The sequence below is a fragment of the Nocardiopsis sp. NPDC006938 genome (genome assembly GCF_042869555.1).
In the GTDB taxonomy this organism is placed as follows: Bacteria; Actinomycetota; Actinomycetes; order Streptosporangiales; family Streptosporangiaceae; genus Nocardiopsis.
Genome location: NZ_JBIAGA010000008.1, coordinates 30,955 through 48,299, shown reverse-complemented (window position 1 = coordinate 48,299; position 17,345 = coordinate 30,955). Strand labels below are relative to the sequence as shown.

Here is a 17,345-nt window from a genome sequence, read left to right as displayed (position 1 = left end):
GGGCCCGGAGATCCGGGAGGCGGGGGGTGGTGCCCGGGGCCGCCGAACGGGGCCTGGGGGAACTGGGGCTGACCGGTCGGGGTCGGTTGACCGGGCGGGGGCTGCCCCTGGTGGCCGTGAGGGCCATGAGGGGCAGGAGGGAAGGGGTGTCCCATACGAGAGAGGGTCCGTCCGCGAGTCGTGGGTCCTGTCTCCCGCATGGTCTCACGGAGGTTCGGAGCGACTCGGACACGAGCGCCGTCAAGGCCGATACCGGCCTCTTTCACCCGTTCGGGAACCCCGGCCGCCCCGGGGGGCGCGAAACGCCCCGGAGCGGGCTCGGCCGGTCCGGGGCGGGGGCCGCGACGCCCGGTCGGGGGCGTCGCGGCGAGCGGAGGAGGGGGCCTCCGGGTGCCTAGAGGGCGCCGACGTTGAGGTCGACGCAGACGTAGAAGGCCATCGGGGTGTCGGCCACGTTCCAGCGCGCCAGCACCGTCTGCTCACCGCTGTAGCCGGAGAGGTCGACGGTGTGGGAGAAGTTCGCCGGCGGCTGCGCACCGCCGTCGTCGATGCTCTCGATCTGCTGGCCGTCGATGAAGTATTCCCACGTGCTGGTCGAGTGCCGGGCGGTGATCGTCCAGTCGAAGGTGACGGAGTTGCCGACCGGGGTGACGTCCCAGCCGTAGTTGTCGTCGTCCAGCTCGGAGAAGGCGGCGTTGCCTCCCGAACAGCTCATCAGACCCTTGGGGCCCTCGACGCTCTGCGGCTCGTACTGGATGGGGCCGCAGGAGACCGTTCCGGCGGCGCACTGGGCCTGGCGGCTGGGCGGATTGTTGATGTAGCCGTGCGCGCTGGCGGTGCCCGCGGGCATCAACGTGAAGGCCAGGGCGGTGGCGGCACCGACGGCCGCGGTCGAGCGGATCTTGCTGCTGATGCTCATGAGGGAGCCCTTCTTCTGGGTCACGACCCTGGGGGCCGTAGCGGGGTGACCCGGACCGTCTCCGGACCAGGGCGGGTGGGACGCACCCACAGCCGGTTATTTCCGTGGGCCCGGGCGGGGTGCCCGGGAACGTTCCCGTGGGTTTCGGGAGCCTCCGTCCACCCAGTACCGAGGACGGTAAAGAGCCCGTCACCCGTCGTCAAGGTCCCTGTTACCTGTGGGTGTGCTGTGACACCCGTACCAGTGGAACGGCCCAGTGGCGCGACTTCCGGCGCTGGTACGGGCGGGTGGGAACCCCGGCGGGCGTCCCGAGCAGGACCGATACCGGTCGGTGTCCGGCACCGGGCCGACGTGAGGGGACTGGACCAAGAGGTAGACCGTCATGACGTCCCACCAGACCTCACTCGGAGGTGACATTCACCTTCCCCCACAAGGTGAACGGGTCGAGGACCCGGCGCTCGTCGGCCGCGCTCCGGTCGGCGCCGTCGACCGGAGCGCGGCCGACACGGACGTCCTGGAACGCGTCGGGGCGGCCCGGAGGGCGCCCCGGAAGGTGGCCCGGTCCGTGGAGGAGACCCGAGAAGACGAACACCAAGGAAGCACCGCAAACCCGGGTGGGCGCGTCACCTGCGGCGAAGCGGGGCGCTGCCCTACGATCCAGGCATGAACCGATCCCACAGCCCGCCGGTCCTGCGGCGGCTCAACTCCGAGGCCAGCATCCTGGCCGGGGCCGGGTACGCGGTCCTGCTCCAGATCGCCCACCCGAGCGTCGCCCGAGGCGTGGCGGCGCACAGCGACTTCGCCGCACGCCCCCTCGATCGGCTGCGCGGCACGCTGTACTACGTGTACGGGACCGCCCTGGGCACCGACGAGGAGCGCGAGCGCGTCCAGTCCATCGTCCGCGCCATGCACCGCAGGGTCCGGGGGCCGGGTTACGACGCCCTCGACCCCGACCTGCTGCTGTGGGTCGGCGCCACGCTGTACCACAGCGCTGTGCGCCTGTACGAGCTGACCGTGGCCGACCTGACCGAGGAGGAGCGCGCCGTGTTCCTCCGTGAGACCGCGGTCTACGCCACCGCACTGGGCCTACCCCAGGAACGGTGGCCCCAAAGCCCCCGGGAGTTCGCGGACTACTGGGAACGGGCCTACGCCCGCCTGGACGTCGGTGAGGACGCCCTGGCGCTGTCCCGGAGCCTGTTCCGCCCCGACAACCCCATCCTACGGCCCATGTGCCGGGCCCAGCGGTTCCTCTGCGGCGGGCTGCTCGATCCGGAGCTGCGCGGACAGTACGGCATCCCGTGGTCCCCGGCGCGGCAGCGCCGCTTCGACCGCCTGATGCGCCTCACCCGGTCGGTGTACCCGCGCCTGCCCTCGGGCGTGCGGCAGCTGCCCTCGACCCTGTACCTGAGGTCGTTGCGCAGGCACGGCGGCTGGAAGCCGTCGAAGACGTCCAGGGGATCGAAGGGTTCGAGGGCGCCGAGACGCTGAACGCGCGGACCGGGGAGGGGTTCAGAGGTCCTTGAGCGCCTCCCGCGCCCGCTCGACCTCCGGCAGCCCCAGTTCCTCGAAGATCCGGAGCGCGTCGGTGAGCAGCTCCCGGGCGCGCGCGGCGTCCATGTCCGGTGCGGGCAGCCGCCCGAGCGCCAGCGAGGCCCGGGCCTCGACGTAGCGCTCGCCCCGCTCACGTGCGTTGGCCAGCGCCTTCTCCAGGGTCCGTCCGGCCTTGGCGTGCTCACCGGCGGCGGCGTGGGTCATCCCGAGGTCGGTGAGGATCTCGGAGTCCGCGCTGCGGTTGCCGCTGCGGTCCGCCAGTTCCAGGGCCGTCCGGTGCTCCGTGACGGCCTCCGCGAACCTCCCTCCGGCCCGGTATGCGACCCCCAGGGAGTTGTGGGCGTACATCTCCTTCATACTCTTGCCCCGAGCCAGTTCCACCGTGGTCCGCAGGGCCTCGTAGGCACCCTCCAACTCTCCGAGCGCGGTTCTGGCCTCACCGACGACGAGCATCGCCTGGAGCCCACTGTTCTCCTGCCGCTCGTCTACGCCCGAGCCCAGGAGCCCCTGGGCCAGGGAAAGGGCCTCCCGGTGCCGCCCCAGGTTCTGGTACAGCATCGCCAGGTTGCCGCGCTGCATGACCTCCAGCTGTTTGTCCCCCTGAGACAACGCGTGATCCAGGACCCCCTCGATGCACTTGGCAGCCTCACCGAACCACCCCATGCGTTCGTAGACCATGCCCAGGTTGGCCAGGGCGCGGATGATCCCGCGTTCGTCACCGAGGTCCTCCAGGAGCCCGTGGGCCTCGCGAAGGAAGGAGAGCGCGCTCTCGAACCGCCCGGAGAGGCAGTGCGCGATCCCCATGCCGATAAGGGTCACCGCGCGGCCCCGCTGGCTCCCCCGCCTCTCACTGGCCCGCAGGGCCTTCTCCTGCGAGGTGAGCAGGTGGCCCATCCGGCCGCGCTGGGCGTAGAACCGCCACACCGCCTCGGCCATCACCCAGGCTTCCTCGACGCTCTCCCCGTCGCTGTAGAAGTCGATGACGTCGGCGATGTTGTCCTGGTGCAGGTCGAACCAGGCCTCCGCCTCGGCCCGGTCGAGCAGTTCGGTCCGGTACCGCGAACCTCCGGCCTCATCCCGGCTGCCGTGCGCGCGCGGACCCAACAGGTCGGCCGCCCGTTGCGAGACGGTCATGTACTGCTCGGCGAGCCTGCCCCGGGCCGCGCCGACCTCGACGGGGTCCAGATCAGACGTTCCCCGGTAACGGGAGAAGTCGCCTATGAGGTCGTGCAGCCGGTACACGTCGCCGGCTGGCTCCTCCAGCAGGCACACGCCCACGAGCCCTTGGAGGAGGTCGTCAGTGTCCTCGGGCTCGAGGTCCAGCAGGGCGGACGCCCCGTGCAGGTCGACGGTGGTGCCGATCAGCACCCCGAGCAGGAGGAAGGCGCGACGCTGCGCCGGGTCGAGGCTCTGGTAGGAGAGGTCGATCGCCGCCTCGACGTTCTGGCCGTCCATCTGGAGCTCGCGGAAGCGGCGGCTCTGCTCGCTCAGTCGGCGCTCGACGTGTCCGAAGGACCACTTCGGCCTGCTCAGCATCCGTCCGGCGACCACCCGCAGCGCCAGGGGGAGCCCGCCGCAGATCCGCGCCACGCGCAGGGCCTGCTCGCGCTCCTTGAGGACCCGTTCCTCTCCCAGAACGTTGCCGAGGAGCTCCAGCGCCGACTCCTCCCCCAGCATGCCGAGGGAGACGTAGTCCGTACCCCCGAGCCCGCCGAGGTCGTTCCTGGTGGTGACGAGGGTGAGCGTGCCCTCCGCGGAGGGCAGGATGGGGTTGACCTGCGCGTAGCTGACCGCGTTGTCCAGCACCACGAGCAGCCGTCGACCCCGCAGGGTGGCCCGCCAGAGCGCCGAGCGTTCGTCCACCGAGTCGGGCAGGTCCTCGACGGGCACGCCCACCGCGCGCAACAGGGCGCCCAGCGCCGTGCCCTCGTCCAGGGGACGCTTGTCCGCCGTGTACCCGTAGAGGTCGATGAACAGTTGGCCGTCCGGGAAGAGGTCCACGAGTTCGTGTCCGGCCCGTACGGCGAGGGTCGTCTTCCCGGAGCCGCCGCTGCCGGAGATCACGCAGACCCGGGCCCGGTCGTCCTCCGAGGTCCCCACGCCGACCAGGTGTGCCAGGGTCTCCCGCCGCCCGGCGAAGTCGGGGGTGTCCCGGGGCAGGTCGTTGCGGACCACGAACTGGTCCTTGACCGGGGGGAGCGTGGAGGGCAGTCCCTTGGGCGGGGTCTGCTCGACGGTGTCGGCGCGCAGTATCCGGGTGTGCAGTGCGGTCAGATCCGGGTCGGGGTCCACGCCCAGTTCGTCCGCCAGACGGGAGCGGATCTCCTCGTAGGCCGAGAGCGCCGCCGCCCGCTCTCCGCTGTGCCACAGGGCGGTGACGAAGAGGTGGTGCAGCCGCTCCCTGAGCGGCTCCTCCCGGACGATCGGTGTGAGGTAGGAAACCGCCTCGCTCGCGCGGCCCAGCGACACCGCGTAGGCGGCCCAGTCCGCCACCGCCGCCCAGCGCTCCTCAAGGAGGGGGGAGACCACCGAGTAGTAGAGGTGTTCGGACCCGACCCCGGAGAACGGGACCCCGCGCCAGCACTCCAGCGCCTCGGCGAGCAGGGTGAGGGCCGCCTCGGGCTCGGCGGGGTCGGCCGCCTCCCGCAGCCGCCGGAACCGGTGCAGGTCGATCCGGGCCGGGTCGACGTCGGCCAGGTACCCGCCCGACGTGGTGCTGATCGTTCCGGGGAAGGCCCGGCGCAGGTGGGAGATCTGGACCTGGATGACCGAACGCGCGGTGCGCGGGGGGTCGTCGCTCCACAGGTAGCCGATCAGCTGGTCGAAGGTGACCTCGCGCCCCGCGTACACCAGAAGCGCGCCCAGAACACACCGCTGGCGTGGTCCACCGACAGGAAGGGATCGACCTTCGGACCACGCGGCAATGGGGCCAAGCACGCCGAATTCCACAAGGAGCAACCCTAGCAAGGACCCCTTGTGGAATTCGGAATGTGCCGGGGCCGTCCGTGCCGAGTACCCCCCTCTTCTCCAGTACTCGGAGCGTGACCCCTCAAAGGTCTGACTACTTCTCTTCCTTCTTCTCCTCCGGCTCGTCCTCGCGCTCGGCGGGGACGTTCTCCTGCGGAGCGGGCTCCCGGTAGGGGTCCAGCTTGGCTTCCGGCGTCACGCCGGAGACGATCGCTTCGAACTGCTCGTCCAGGGTCAGCATCTTCGGCACTCGAACTCCTTTGCGTACGGCACTCGCGTAGAGCCGCAACGTGGCCCTACGTCGTCTACGAAGCATCAAGGGGCACCGCCTTCCGGCGGAGCCGCCATCCGTGGCGCTACCGCCTCAGCTACGCCACGGATGGCATGTGTCCGGCGGACGCCGGACCCGCTGGGAGCCGCGAGCCGTCCTCACGCGACTACCGGTCCGACGAACGTGATCCACACTAGAGAGATCCTCTTCCGCTCCGCTTTCAACCGGCTTTCAACCGAAACGGAAAGACCCAAGGTCACACCCTCGTTACCGGCTGTTCGCCCTCCGGCCCGGGAGGTTTTCCCGGTTCCGCCCGACGCTTGGGAACGGGGCGGCAGCGCGCTCCGCGTTTTCGGTTTGTCGCGGAGAGGCGTCGGGAGGATCGGTGTCGGGGTTTTCGATAAACGAACGGCGGCTCGGAAGCCGAGCGACGCAATCACCACACCTACCCCGGACGGACCCCGGCGAACCACCCGTTCGCGCCTCCGGCCGCACCGGGACGGTACCGGGCCCTCGGGAGCACCCGGAACGGTCAGCCGCACCCTCCCACGTCGCACCCCCTGTCCTCTTCCGGCCACGTTCGTCTCTATACGGGGTGACACCGATGGTGTTGTCACAGGTTGGGCCTACACTTGCGCCTCGTGGCACACCATGTCCCCGACGCCGACGTCCCGCGTCGGTCTCCCCTCCCCGCGAACCCCTTCGCGCGCTTCGCCCTCGTGTCCCTGGTCGGCGCGGCCGGGGCGGTCGTCCTCCTCGGCGTGGCCGCGTTCGGCGGGTTGGAGAGGGCGGACGCCGTGGCCGAGCCCGCCGGGGCCGGGACCGAGGTGGAGAACGCCCTGATCCGGATCTCCCCGCACCAGGTGCGCGTCGTCTCCGACGAGCTCGGCGACACGGTCCAGCTGCGCGCGGACATCGAGATGCACGGCTCCGAACGTCCGGTCTTCGTCGCCGACGCCGCGCGCTCGGTGGTCCTCACCCTGGAACCCTCGGGTGAGCGGGCCGAGTCACCCTCCGTGTTCTTCCAGCGCAGGCCCGACGGCCTGGTGAGCCATTTCCAGCCGCACATGCCCGAGGCGGACGCGGTCCTCTCCTGGGACCTGCCCGACGGCGTGGACGCCGACGGGATCGAGGGCGCCGTGGTCACCGTGCACGAGGTCGAGAAGCTGCACTCCCGGGGCGGCGGTGGCGTCCTGTGGGCGACCGACGACAAGGCGGCGGTGGGCGCGGTCGGCGTCCCCCTGGAGGGAACCAGCCCGTGAACCGCGCCCTCTCCATCCTGACCTGCGTGGTCCTGGTGGTCCTCATCGCCGTCCTCCAACGCTTCGTGGTGAGCGACGAGGACATGACCGGCCCGATCACCACCAAGGGCGACGCGGGCACCACCGTGGACGCCGACGACTTCACCGTCCGGGTCACCGAGACCGAGCTGGTCTCCTCGCTGGAGGTGCCGGACGAGGCGGGGGCGGTCCAGGCCAACGGCGTGTGGGTGGTGGTGTGGGCCGACGTGACGGCCGCGCATGAGCCCATCGGGAACCTGCGGTCCGAACTGCTCATGAAGGACGGCACCACGTACGTCGAGCGCGGATGGTTCTCCGAGAGCCTGGACCGCCAGGTGCTCTCCCCCGGCCTCACACTGCACGGCGCGTTCGTGTTCGAGGTCCCGTCGGAGCGGATCGAGGAGCCCGCCCTCGTCATCACGAACGCGCAGGGGTACGACAGCCGCCTGGGAGCCCAGGCGCGGGTCGACCTCGGGGTGGACCACCCAACGCCCGCCAGCGGTCCCGCGACTCTCGTCCCGGCACGGCTCCAGGCCGGAGACGGCGCGGACGGGAAGGACGACCATGCGACCCCATGACCCCCACGGGCACCCCGGACCCGACTGGCGACAGCAGCGCCCGGATTCCCCCTACCGGTACCCCGGACGACCGGGTCAGCCCTGGCAGGGCCCCTCCGGCCCCCCGGCCCCGCAGACACCCCCGCCCGGCCCGCACCAGGGCCCGCCTCGCCCCTGGGGCCCCCAGGTGCCGCCGGGGCCACCGGTACCCCCGGGTCCGCAGTCGCCGCCGCCCGGTCGTCCCCGAGGACCGTTCCCGCCCCCGGGCCAGCCTCCCGTTCCGTCGGGGCCGCCGTCGGGCGCGTCCCCGCCCCCAGCCGCACCGCCCCGCCCGTACGGGAACCCCGGTGGTCCCGTGGGCCCGGGGCCCCGGCAGGGCGCACCGGCCCCTGCGCGCCGCCAGGAGCCCCCCGCGCCCCGGGACCGCCCCCGGCACCGCCGCCCCGACCAGGGGCGGGGTCCGTCCCCGGAACACTCCCTCCACGGCGGCGCCCCGGCACCCCACGGCCACCGGTCCCGGGGGCGGGGGCGCGGACGGCGGCGCGGTCCCGGAGCGACCGGCGCGGCCCGGCACGCCCGCCCCCTCTGGAAGCGCCTGCACCTGCCGTACCTCGGCGCCCTGGTCGTGCTCCTGCCGGGCATGACCGTCTGGCCCTACCTGACCGAGCTCGACGCCGCACGCGCGAGCGGGCTGGTTCGGCCCGAGGCCGTCGCGGTCTCCGGGAACACCGCCGAGCTCGCGGGCAGCGAGTGGGAGACGGTCGGCTACATGACCGGTTTCCTCGACGGCCAGCCCGCGCCGCCCGAGGGCACCGAGATCGTCGACGTCGGCTTCAAGGTGACCCCGGGCGACGACGACGCGGGCACACGGCTCAAGGACTACTGCCGGTTCCGCGCGCTCGACGGCGACGGACGGTCCTGGGAGCCCACCAACGAGTTCAGCCTGCGCAACCTGGCCGAGGACCCGGGCCGGGTCCTCGGCGGCTGCACCGGAAGCGACTGGGAGGCGATCCCGGCGGGCCGGACCCAGTCCCTGGTCGTCACGTACTTGGTCCCGGCCGAGGTCGCCGACGACCTGCGGTTCGAGGTCACGGTGTCCACGACGGACGACAGGTTCACGCCCCGGCCCGAGGCCCTGCTGTTCGAGCCCGAGCCGCTCGACTGACCTCGGCGGGCGGCGGCTCAGCGGGCGGCGTGCCCGGCGGTCCGCCACACGCGACGGCCCACGCTGGTCTCCTCCGCGCGGCGCAGCGCGATCTCGAACGCGGCGGCCAGCAGGCACAGGCGGAGCAGCATGTGCAGGGCGTCGACGGCGAAGTCGACCGGCTGGAGCCACGGCCAGATCTCGCCCTGGAAGTCGCCCGGGCCCAAGAGGACGAACACCCACCGGTTGAGCTGGCTGAAGGCGACGTCCAGGAGCACGAAGTACAGGCAGAAGGTCAGGTAGAACACCGGGCCCGCGCCCAGCACGAAGCGGACGGCGTTGAGGCAGGGGCTGAACTTCTCCCGGAAGTCCGAGGACGCGGCCCGGCCGAAGAACCGGCTCATCCGGGCGGCCCGGTTGACCACCGCGCCGAACTCCCCGCCGCCCCGGCGCTCCTCGAAGAGGGCGTCGTGGTCGTCGATCTGGGCCCGGTAGACCACCGCTGTGATGGTGAGCCACAGCATGGGGCCGAGGAAGCCCTCCTTGACCAGGGACCACACGGTCGCGACACCGGCCGCCACCCCGACCGAGAGCGCGGGGACGTCGAACCGGTACCCGATCCCGTCGACCAGGCCGGTCCACCAGGTCTCGACGCCCACCCAGGCCACCCGGTTGGCCATCCACTCCTGGGAGAGGCTGACGAACACGCCGACCGAGAAGACCGCCAGGAACATCCACACGCCCTCGAACAGGGCCGTGAGGACGCCGAGCACCGGGTTGCGGTTGGCCTCGTAGAAGCGCCCGCACACCCGGCGCAGCACCCACGCGACCACCGCGACGACCAGCGGCAGGCCGAACCAGGAGAGCTCGGTGGGGGCCGCGAAGGCCTCCACGCCGCCGGTGTTGAGCAGGCTGATGCTGTAGGTGTCGTACTGCTCCCCGATCAGCCCCCAGGCACCGTAGAAGAGCAGGAAGGGGAAGATCGCGAGGGCGACGCCGTCGACCACCCTGCGCTCGCTCTCGGCGAACCCGGTGCGTCGGCGCCGGACCACCTCGGTGCCCAGTTCGCGGTCGATCATCGGCAGCCCCGGCCTGAGCAGCTGGAACATGACGACGAAGGTGATCAGGGTGACGAGGAGGGTGAGACCGAGCCCGGCGAGGGAAAGGGTGGGGTTGACGTCGGTGAGCGCCACCAGCCCGCGCATGATCAGGGTGTGCGCGAGCATCCCCGCGGTGTAGGCGCACAGCAGGGGAATCCCGTAGCCGCGTACGAGGCTGAGCGCGTACACGGGGAGAGAGGCTGCGGAAGAGGTCGGACGGGCCATAGGTTCTAGAGATTAGCGGAAGGGCGGCCGTGGATTCCGGTGGTCCGCGGCCCCTGGAGCGAGGGTCCCCGACCGCGGGACCCGGGTGACCGATCTGGTGGGAGGGCTTGATGCAGGAGGGCGACGGAAACGGCTGGGTGGACCTGGCCGACGGCTCCCGTAGGTGGGGCCGGTACGGGGCCGCCGGGCTGTTGTTGTACGCCACCGACGTGGCCGGTTCCGGTCACGTCCTGCTCCAGCACCGTGCGGGTTGGACGCACATGGGCGGCACCTGGGGCATCCCCGGTGGCGCCCGCAACCTCGACGAGACGCCGTTGGAGGCGGCCGTGCGGGAGTTCCGCGAGGAGGTCTCCGGGGACCTCGGGGACTACACGGTCCTGGGCCGTCACGAACAGGACCTGACCGTGTGGCGCTACGACACGTTCCTGCTGCGCGTCCCGGACCTGACCCCGTTCCGCCCGGGGAACTCGGAGAGCAGGGAGATCCGGTGGGTGGCGGTCGAGGCCGCCGAGGAACTCCCCCTGTTGCCCGCCTTCCGGTCCGCGTGGCCGCACCTGAGCGCCGACCTGCGCGCGGCGACGGCGTAGGCCCCGCCCCGTCGCCCGGTGTCGGGAACCCTGACGTCCCTGGTGGGGGCGGTGCGCACGCGAAACCCCGGGGCCGGGGCACTTTCCGGGCCCGGTGCTCGTTGGACCGGGCAGAGACGGCGACCGCGCCTTCTGGGATGATGCGTGTCGGCTTTCCGCGTGGGCCAGGTGCCAAGGCACCGCCTCCGGGGTAAGTCAGGGACGGGCCCTGATGCGCCGCCCGCCTCGACCCCGCATCCTGGAGGGGACGGCCCTGCGAAGAGTGGGCGCCACGCGATTCGACTGGAGCTGTGAACATGACGCTGGAGCGCGGTAACGCATTCACTCCCGTCGCCTCGGCGACGATGATCTGGCCGTGGGGAGCGTCCGTGATCGGCGGCACCGTGGCCGGTGCCCTCTCCTTCCTCGCCAACTTCGGCCTGGCCGGTATCCCCGCGGGTGTGACCACCGGCATCTTCTTCTTCGCCCTCATCGGCGGGGTCGGCGGCGTGCTGCGCAAGAAGGCCGACCGCCGCGGCCGCCGCTGGGCCGCGACCTACCCGTTCCGGTACGCGAGCGTCCCGGCCCTCATCGGCGGTGGCGCCACGGCCGTGGTGAGCTACGTCGTGTCGGTTATCACCAGCTTCGCGATCATCGGCGGTCTGTTCGGCGGCCTGTGGGCGGGTCTCGGTGTGGGCCTGACCCTGTGGCTCATCATCGGTGTCGTGGCGATGGTCGCGGGCGACAAGAAGTAGGCGCCGTGCGGCGTGGTGGGGCTCCGCCGTGATGGTGGCGGGGAACAGAAGGCTTTAGGCTCGATGTTTTCCGCCAAGGAGCGGATGCACCACACCTCACCTACGGGAGACAACCGGCGCCGATGACTGAAGCTGCTCGTCAGAAGATGGTCGAGCGGGTCCGCGGGCTCCTTCGCATGGCGGAGGACCCCGCGGTCACTGATGCCGAGAGCCAGGCGTTCACCGCCAAGGCCGCAGAGCTGATGACCCGCCACGCGATCGCCGAGGCCGAGGCCCGCGCCGAGAGGGGCGAGGAGCCGGACGCGATCAGCCGTATGGACTACACCGTCCCGGGGGTGGGCGGCCACGGCAAGGCCCGTGTCAAAGCCCTGGCCGACATCGCCGCCGCCTACGGGTGCCAGTCGGCGGTGCGCGGAAACAACTCCGAGAACACCGACCGCACCATCATCCTGGTGGGCACGGTGAGCGCACTGGACGCGCTGCGGATGCTGATGCCGTCGATCTCCATGCAGATGGAGGCCTCCGCCAGGTTCATGAGTTCCTCGCACGTGACCGATATCCGGGAACTGCGCAACTACACCCGCTCCGAACTGGAGACCGAGCGCAAGCGTTACTACCGGTCGTTCGTGCGCGCCTATGGTCAGGCGGTGGCCGAACGCATTCGTGAGTTCCGGGCAAGGCTCCAGAGAATGGCCGCTCATGACGGAGAGTCAGGTGTCACTGAGAGTAGCGGCGAGAACGGTGCGTCGCGGGGTGCGGAGCTGGTTCTGCGGGACGACGTGAACCGGGTGAACGAAGAGTTCCACAAGCAATTCCCACAGCTGCGTAAACACCGCCCCGAACGCACCCACAGCGCGGCCGGTTACCGCGCGGGGTACCGCCGTGGACGCCAGGCGGAGTTGGGTCTGGACACCCCGGTGACCAGCGGGCGGACGTCCTCTCTGGCCGAGGGCGAATAGTTCCTCACCCCGAGTTATCCACAGGCTGTGCGTGAAATCCACAGGAGCGCCGTTTCCCCATGTCAGAAGGGAAAAGCGAGCCGATTCTCGCAGTGGTTCGGGGCTCGTAGAGGCCGATCACCCGGGGTTATCCACAGGCTTGGACCGTAGCCTGTGGATAACCTGTGGACAGTCATGTGGACAGCTTTCCCAAGAGTGGTGAAAGCGCTGGTCAACTCACCCGAAGCGGCTGGACGAGGTAGCGGAACGCCGGGTTCTCCCCCTCGGCCGGAACATCGGTGAACACCGCCGGCTTGGTCGGCTCGGTGAGGTGCAGGCGGGCGGTCGGGGTCTCCACCCCGTTGAGCCCGTCCGCCAGGTAGTCGGGCCGGAAGGCCAACCGGAGCGGCTCCCCCTCGTAGCCGACCGCCAGGGCCTCGACGGCCTGGGCGTCGTCCCCGGAACCCGCCTCCAGCACGACCTCACCCTCCGTGAACGCGAGCCGGAGCGGGGTGTTTCGGTCCGCCACCAAAGCGACCCGCTTGACCGCCGCCAGCAGCGGCGCCACCTCCACCTCGGCCCTGGCGGAGAAGTCGGTGGGGAACCAGCTCGCGTACCTGACGAAATCGCTGTCGATCAGCCGGGTGGTGGTCCCGCGCTCACCGTTCTCGAACCCGACCATCCCCTCGCCCGGTGCCGATCCGCCCCCGGCGTCCGTGGCCCCCGCCGAGAGGAAGACGTCGACGTCGCTGTGGTTGACCAGGCCCCGGACCGTGTTGGCCAGGGTGCGCGCGGGCACCAGCGCCGCGACGTCGATCTCCGGGTCCAGCGGCCTCCACCGGAGCTCGCGGACCGCGATGCGGTAGCGGTCGGTGGCCACCACGTTGAGCCGGTCGCCGGTGAGGTCGAGGTAGGCGCCGGTGAGCATCGGCAGGGTGTCGTCCCGGCTGGCCGCCGGGGTGACCTGGCGTACGGCCGCGGTGAGGGCGTCGGCGGGGACGGAGCCGATCCGGTCGGGCATACCGGGCAGGCTGGGGTAGTCCTCCAGGGGCATGGTGATCAGGGTGAACCTGGCGGCGCCGGCGCTGACCAGGACCCGGGGGCCGTCGGTCTCGACGCGCACGGTGCCGGAGGGGAGGTTGCCGACGATCTCGGCCAGCAGGCGCCCGGGGACCAGTGCGGCCCCGGACTCCTCCGACAGGACCTCCACCGAGGCCCGGGCGGAGACCTCGTAGTCGAACCCGGACAGGCGCAGGGAGGTGCCGTCCGGCGTGACCTCCAGGCGCATCCCGGCGAGCACCGGGACGGCGGGGCGGGTCGGCAGGGCCCGGGCGGTCCACACGACCGCCTCCGCGAACGCGTCGCGGTCCACACGAAGTCTCACTGCACGGCCTCCCGGTCGACGGTCCTTCCGGGGTGACCGTACCCAGCGATACCGACAGTCCGCGGTCCGGCCGGTCCCGGGGCGCCGGGACCGGCCGGGGAGGCGCTACTTCCGGTTCGGGCGCAGGGTCCACAGGACGGTCATCCGGCCGGTGACGGTGCCGTCGTCGGTGCGCAGCTCGATCTCCACCGGGAACTCGGGCCGCTTGCCCTCGTCCAGTTCGGCAACGACCTCGTCCCGGGAACGGCCCAGGGTGGCCTCGGCGGTCACGTCGCCCATGGCGAGCTTGAGGTAGCGGATCTCGGCGCTGACGGCGAGCGGCACGGCCCGGTCCAGCTGGTCACCGAAGGTGCCGATCACGATGGCGCCCGAGGCGGACTCGGCCAGCGTGAACATCGCGCCCGCGTGCGGTCCGCCCACGTGGTTGTGGTGGTCGGCGTTGTCGGGCAGTCGCATGACCGCGCGCCCGTGGTCCAGGTCGCTGAAGGTGACCCCCAGCGTGCGTGCGAAGGGAACCGAGGCCAGGAACCCGGACTTGACCATCTCCGCCGTCTCGGCGTCCATTTTCTCCATGCCCCAAGGTTACTCACGAGTAACCCAAGAGCGCCACCCCCACTGCCCGCACGGAGACGTCCGGATACCCCCGTGAACCGGACCCCGCCGTGGGCTACCATGTCTGGCGGAGAGCGCACCGCTCTCTCCTGGAGGGTTCGCATAGCGGCCGAGTGCAGTGCTCTTGAAAAGCACCAAGTCCTTGACGGGGCTTCATGGGTTCAAATCCCATACCCTCCGCAGAATCCGGAAGTCCTCCCAGGTGGAGGGCTTCCACGGAACACGGCGAAGGCCGGTGGTTCCGGGCCCGTGCACCTTCGGTGCACAGGGTCGCCGGGCCACCGGCCTTCGGTGCGTCCGGGGCCGTGGAGACGGCACTCGACCAGCGCGGCGAGGGCGGTCGGTGTCCATCGCTTCCGCGACCTCGTCCAGGCGGTCCGGGAACCGCTCCCGCCCCCGGAGCACCATGCCCACACGGCCTGGGAAAGGAGCCGCACGTGGCCGGTCGGCACCGCGCCCCTGACGACCCCGAGGCCAGAAGGCTCGAACGCGAGGCCGTGAGACGCGAGCGTGCGGCACTCCCTCCCGAGCCCGCGAACCGGTGGCTGATCAACTTTTCGATCGTCGGGCTGCTCCTGACCGCCGCGATCGGTGTCTTCGTGTGGTCCGAGAACCCACCAGGAATGTGGGCCGTGGGACTGAGTGCGCTGATCCACCTGACCAATCTCTTCCGGGAGATCCGCACACACCTGAGATACCGGGCGGCCCCTCAGCAGGAAGACACACCGCACTGACACAGCACCACCAGACCAGCCCCCACCACCACGGAGCGATCCCCCCCACTCCCCGCAGTTGACCCAGGAGAGAGACCGACACATGCGCGGTAGGCGTCCCCGGCCATGGCCTCTGCTCTTTGCTGCCGTTACCGTCGCCCTGACGACGAGCCTCGTGCTGTGGGCCGAGGATTCGCTGCGAACGGACAGAATCTGGGCCGCGTTCGTCTGTTCCCTGGTCGCCCTGGTGGGGTTCGCGAGCGTCTACGTACATGAGTGGGTGAAGTACCGCCGGCACCACGCCACTTCCTCATCTGATGAGACGCCGTCCGGGACCGGCGCCTAGTTCTCCTCGTCGGCGTGGCGGGGGAGCACCACCACCGGGACCTTCGCGTGGTGCAGCACCCCCTGGCTCACCGAGCCCAACAGCAACCCCCGGATAGTGCCCCGGCCACGGGAACCCACCACGATGGCGTCCGCCCCCTCGGCGGCCTCCAGGATCGCGTCCACCGGCCCCGACTGCGTGCGCACCACGGTGACCTCGATGTTCACGTCCTCGCGCTGCTCGTCCATGGCCTCGGCCAGCAACTCGGCCACAAGCTCTTCGGACTGCTTCTCGAAGACGTCCTCCTGCGGCTGGTGTCCCGCCGCCGTCATCGCGATCGGGTCGTACGGGTAGGGCACCTCCCAGCTGTTCACCACCACCAGTTCACCGTCGGTCTCGGCCGCCAGACTCACCGCCAGCCCCAGGGCCCGGCGGGACGGGTCCGACCCGTCGACGCCGACGACGATCCGGTCCAGCTTGGTGGTGGAGGGCCTGCCCTTGCCGTCGGAGGGGACGACGACCACCGGGCACGGCGCCTGAGCCGACACCCGCACACTCACCGAACCCACGAACATCGACGCGAAGGCCCCCAGGCCCCGGGTCCCCAGGACGATGAGGTCACCGGGGTGGCTGTGCCGCACCATCGCCAGCGGGGCCTCCTCCAGTGCGGTCATCGTCTCCACCCGGACGGTGGGCTGTTCCCTCTCGACGAGTTCGACGGCCTGGGTCAGCACCGCGGTGGCCTGCCCCGAGATCTCGTCGGTGGGCTCGAACCGGGTCGGCCCCCCGTAGGCCGACACGATCAGCGGCATGCCCAGCGCGTGCACGACGTGCAGTTCCACCCCTCGGCGCACGGCCTCGGCCGCGGCCCACTCCAGCGCCGCCCGCGAATGGTCCGAACCGTCCGCGCCCACGACGACCTTGCCCGGGCGTTCCTGGTGGCTTGACATGGCTCCCCCTTGAGACGTGATCTCCCTCTGTCCACCATCATCACCGAGCCAAGCGGATACACACGTGATCGGCACAGGGGAAACCGGTCCCCCGCGCCGGGGACCTTCGTCGCTGTTCACCACCTCAGTCGGTCTCCTCGGAGTGCGGCGGCAGCACCGCCACCGGCACCCGCGCCCGGGCCAGCACCCCCTGGCTGGTGGAGCCCAGGACCAGGCCCCGCACCCCGCCGCGCCCCCGGGAACCCACGACGATCAGGTCGGCGTCCCCTCCCGCCTCCAGGAGGGCGTCCACCGGGTCGGCCTGCATCCGTACCGCGCTGATCTCCACCGCCTGGTTGCGGTCGTCGATGACCTCCGCCAACACACCGGCGACCACCTCCTCCGACTGGCGGTCGAACATCTCCTCATGGGACAGCTGGGCGCCGGCGGCGAGCGCGGCGGGGTCCTCGGGCAACGGGACCTCCCAGCTGTTGACGACCACGACCTCCGCGTCCGTGGCCAGGGCGTGGTCCAGGGCGAAGCGCAGCGCCCGGCGCGAGGACTCCGACCCGTCGACGCCGACCACCACCCTCCCCCGGCGCGGCCCCGGCTCGGCGCCCGGCACGACCACCACCGGGCAGGGCGCGCGCGAGGAGGTCCGCAGGCTCACCGATCCCAACACGATCGCCCGCACCGCGCCCAGGCCGCGCGAACCGACGACGATGACGTCACCGTGCCCGGCCTCGTCGAGCAGGACCTCCGGGGCGTCCTCCGGTGCCAACACGGTGGCCACATGGAGGTCGGAGCGGGTGCTGCGCGCGTACTCGGCACTCTCGACGAGCAGAGCGTGCCCGGCCTCCCGGGCCGCGTCGCCGGACCGGAACCGTTCCGACGCCGGTCCGGCGAAGGTCCCCGTCACCAGCGGCAGTCCGAGTCCGTGCACGATCCGGAGCCGTCGGCCGAGCCGTGCGGCGGCGTCCACGGCCCAGACCAGCGCCGCGCGGGCGACCGGTGATCCGTCGACCCCCACGATGACCGCCGACGGGCGTTCCTGTGCGTTCATGTCCACCTCTTCCCCTCCACCTCCATTGTCGGGACCGGGCCTCGGG

16 protein-coding genes and 1 tRNA gene are annotated in these 17,345 nt (G+C 71.3%); 9 read left to right on the top strand and 8 right to left on the bottom strand.

The window, feature by feature from the left end:
• Window positions 1-394: 394 nt before the first annotated feature.
• The gene (locus ACFYL4_RS14270; RefSeq protein ID WP_357770085.1) at window positions 395-919 is read right to left on the bottom strand and encodes a lytic polysaccharide monooxygenase auxiliary activity family 9 protein; all 525 of its coding nucleotides are present in this window, start codon (window positions 917-919) and stop codon (window positions 395-397) included.
• 663 nt (window positions 920-1,582) lie between these two features.
• Between ACFYL4_RS14270 and ACFYL4_RS14265 the strand changes: the two genes are divergently transcribed.
• Window positions 1,583-2,407, top strand: coding sequence for an oxygenase MpaB family protein (locus tag ACFYL4_RS14265; RefSeq protein ID WP_387518654.1), 825 nt, complete (start codon window positions 1,583-1,585; stop codon window positions 2,405-2,407).
• A gap of 21 nt (window positions 2,408-2,428) precedes the next feature.
• Here the strand turns inward: ACFYL4_RS14265 and ACFYL4_RS14260 are convergent, their stop codons facing one another.
• A complete protein-coding gene (locus tag ACFYL4_RS14260) occupies window positions 2,429-5,320 on the bottom strand; it encodes a BTAD domain-containing putative transcriptional regulator (protein WP_387518652.1) in 2,892 nt (963 codons plus the stop codon).
• Between the two features lie 211 nt (window positions 5,321-5,531).
• Window positions 5,532-5,687 carry a hypothetical protein gene (locus ACFYL4_RS14255; RefSeq protein ID WP_387518827.1) on the bottom strand — a complete coding sequence of 52 codons (156 nt, stop codon included), beginning with the start codon at window positions 5,685-5,687 and terminating at the stop codon, window positions 5,532-5,534.
• A gap of 662 nt (window positions 5,688-6,349) precedes the next feature.
• On the opposite strand from ACFYL4_RS14255, the gene ACFYL4_RS14250 reads away from it, so the two are divergent.
• From ACFYL4_RS14250 to ACFYL4_RS14240, 3 genes are all read left to right on the top strand, one after another.
• Window positions 6,350-6,970, top strand: a complete 621-nt coding sequence (locus ACFYL4_RS14250) for a hypothetical protein (RefSeq protein ID WP_387518651.1) — start codon at window positions 6,350-6,352, stop codon at window positions 6,968-6,970.
• Window positions 6,967-7,566, top strand: coding sequence for a hypothetical protein (locus ACFYL4_RS14245; protein WP_387518650.1), 600 nt, complete (start codon window positions 6,967-6,969; stop codon window positions 7,564-7,566). Before ACFYL4_RS14250 ends, ACFYL4_RS14245 begins: the two co-directional genes overlap by 4 nt.
• Window positions 7,567-7,900: 334 nt before the next feature.
• Window positions 7,901-8,710, top strand: coding sequence for a hypothetical protein (locus ACFYL4_RS14240; protein ID WP_387518648.1), 810 nt, complete (start codon window positions 7,901-7,903; stop codon window positions 8,708-8,710).
• Between the two features lie 17 nt (window positions 8,711-8,727).
• Here the strand turns inward: ACFYL4_RS14240 and ACFYL4_RS14235 are convergent, their stop codons facing one another.
• Window positions 8,728-9,978 (bottom strand): hypothetical protein, encoded by a 1,251-nt coding sequence (locus tag ACFYL4_RS14235; RefSeq protein ID WP_387518647.1) that lies wholly within the window; start codon window positions 9,976-9,978, stop codon window positions 8,728-8,730.
• A gap of 146 nt (window positions 9,979-10,124) precedes the next feature.
• Between ACFYL4_RS14235 and ACFYL4_RS14230 the strand changes: the two genes are divergently transcribed.
• From ACFYL4_RS14230 to ACFYL4_RS14220, 3 genes are all read left to right on the top strand, one after another.
• On the top strand, window positions 10,125-10,601 hold the full coding sequence (locus ACFYL4_RS14230; RefSeq protein ID WP_357768286.1) for an NUDIX hydrolase: 477 nt from the start codon (window positions 10,125-10,127) through the stop codon (window positions 10,599-10,601).
• 296 nt (window positions 10,602-10,897) lie between these two features.
• The gene (locus ACFYL4_RS14225) at window positions 10,898-11,335 is read left to right on the top strand and encodes a hypothetical protein (RefSeq protein WP_357768320.1); all 438 of its coding nucleotides are present in this window, start codon (window positions 10,898-10,900) and stop codon (window positions 11,333-11,335) included.
• Window positions 11,336-11,481: 146 nt separating this feature from the next.
• Window positions 11,482-12,294: a DUF2786 domain-containing protein gene (locus ACFYL4_RS14220; protein WP_387518819.1), complete on the top strand. Its 813-nt coding sequence runs from the start codon at window positions 11,482-11,484 to the stop codon at window positions 12,292-12,294.
• Between the two features lie 211 nt (window positions 12,295-12,505).
• Here ACFYL4_RS14220 and dnaN read toward each other — a convergent pair whose 3' ends face one another.
• Both dnaN and ACFYL4_RS14210 read right to left on the bottom strand, forming a co-directional pair.
• Window positions 12,506-13,657 (bottom strand): DNA polymerase III subunit beta, encoded by a 1,152-nt coding sequence (gene dnaN / locus ACFYL4_RS14215; protein ID WP_387518645.1) that lies wholly within the window; start codon window positions 13,655-13,657, stop codon window positions 12,506-12,508.
• Between the two features lie 105 nt (window positions 13,658-13,762).
• Entirely contained in the window at window positions 13,763-14,221 is a 459-nt protein-coding gene (locus tag ACFYL4_RS14210) for a DUF4442 domain-containing protein (protein WP_357768314.1), read from the bottom strand.
• Between the two features lie 139 nt (window positions 14,222-14,360).
• Here ACFYL4_RS14210 and ACFYL4_RS14205 point away from each other — a divergent pair.
• Window positions 14,361-14,449, top strand: a tRNA-Ser gene (locus ACFYL4_RS14205).
• Between the two features lie 257 nt (window positions 14,450-14,706).
• Complete coding sequence (locus ACFYL4_RS14200; RefSeq protein WP_357768278.1) at window positions 14,707-15,003, top strand: hypothetical protein; 297 nt, start codon at window positions 14,707-14,709, stop codon at window positions 15,001-15,003.
• 321 nt (window positions 15,004-15,324) lie between these two features.
• Here ACFYL4_RS14200 and ACFYL4_RS14195 read toward each other — a convergent pair whose 3' ends face one another.
• Both ACFYL4_RS14195 and ACFYL4_RS14190 read right to left on the bottom strand, forming a co-directional pair.
• Window positions 15,325-16,257, bottom strand: coding sequence for a universal stress protein (locus tag ACFYL4_RS14195; RefSeq protein ID WP_387518644.1), 933 nt, complete (start codon window positions 16,255-16,257; stop codon window positions 15,325-15,327).
• A 124-nt stretch (window positions 16,258-16,381) separates the two neighbouring features.
• A complete protein-coding gene (locus ACFYL4_RS14190; RefSeq protein WP_387518643.1) occupies window positions 16,382-17,299 on the bottom strand; it encodes a universal stress protein in 918 nt (305 codons plus the stop codon).
• Window positions 17,300-17,345 lie beyond the last annotated feature (46 nt).

Bases quoted from the DNA above. Each gene is read 5' to 3' on its own strand.
- ACFYL4_RS14270 (WP_357770085.1), bottom strand. From the start codon at position 919: ATGAGCATCAGCAGCAAGATCCGCTCGACCGCGGCCGTCGGTGCCGCC.
- ACFYL4_RS14265 (WP_387518654.1), top strand. From the start codon at position 1,583: ATGAACCGATCCCACAGCCCGCCGGTCCTGCGGCGGCTCAACTCCGAG.
- ACFYL4_RS14230 (WP_357768286.1), top strand. From the start codon at position 10,125: ATGCAGGAGGGCGACGGAAACGGCTGGGTGGACCTGGCCGACGGCTCC.
- ACFYL4_RS14225 (WP_357768320.1), top strand. From the start codon at position 10,898: ATGACGCTGGAGCGCGGTAACGCATTCACTCCCGTCGCCTCGGCGACG.
- ACFYL4_RS14220 (WP_387518819.1), top strand. From the start codon at position 11,482: ATGGTCGAGCGGGTCCGCGGGCTCCTTCGCATGGCGGAGGACCCCGCG.
- ACFYL4_RS14210 (WP_357768314.1), bottom strand. From the start codon at position 14,221: ATGGACGCCGAGACGGCGGAGATGGTCAAGTCCGGGTTCCTGGCCTCG.
- ACFYL4_RS14195 (WP_387518644.1), bottom strand. From the start codon at position 16,257: ATGTCAAGCCACCAGGAACGCCCGGGCAAGGTCGTCGTGGGCGCGGAC.
- ACFYL4_RS14190 (WP_387518643.1), bottom strand. From the start codon at position 17,299: ATGAACGCACAGGAACGCCCGTCGGCGGTCATCGTGGGGGTCGACGGA.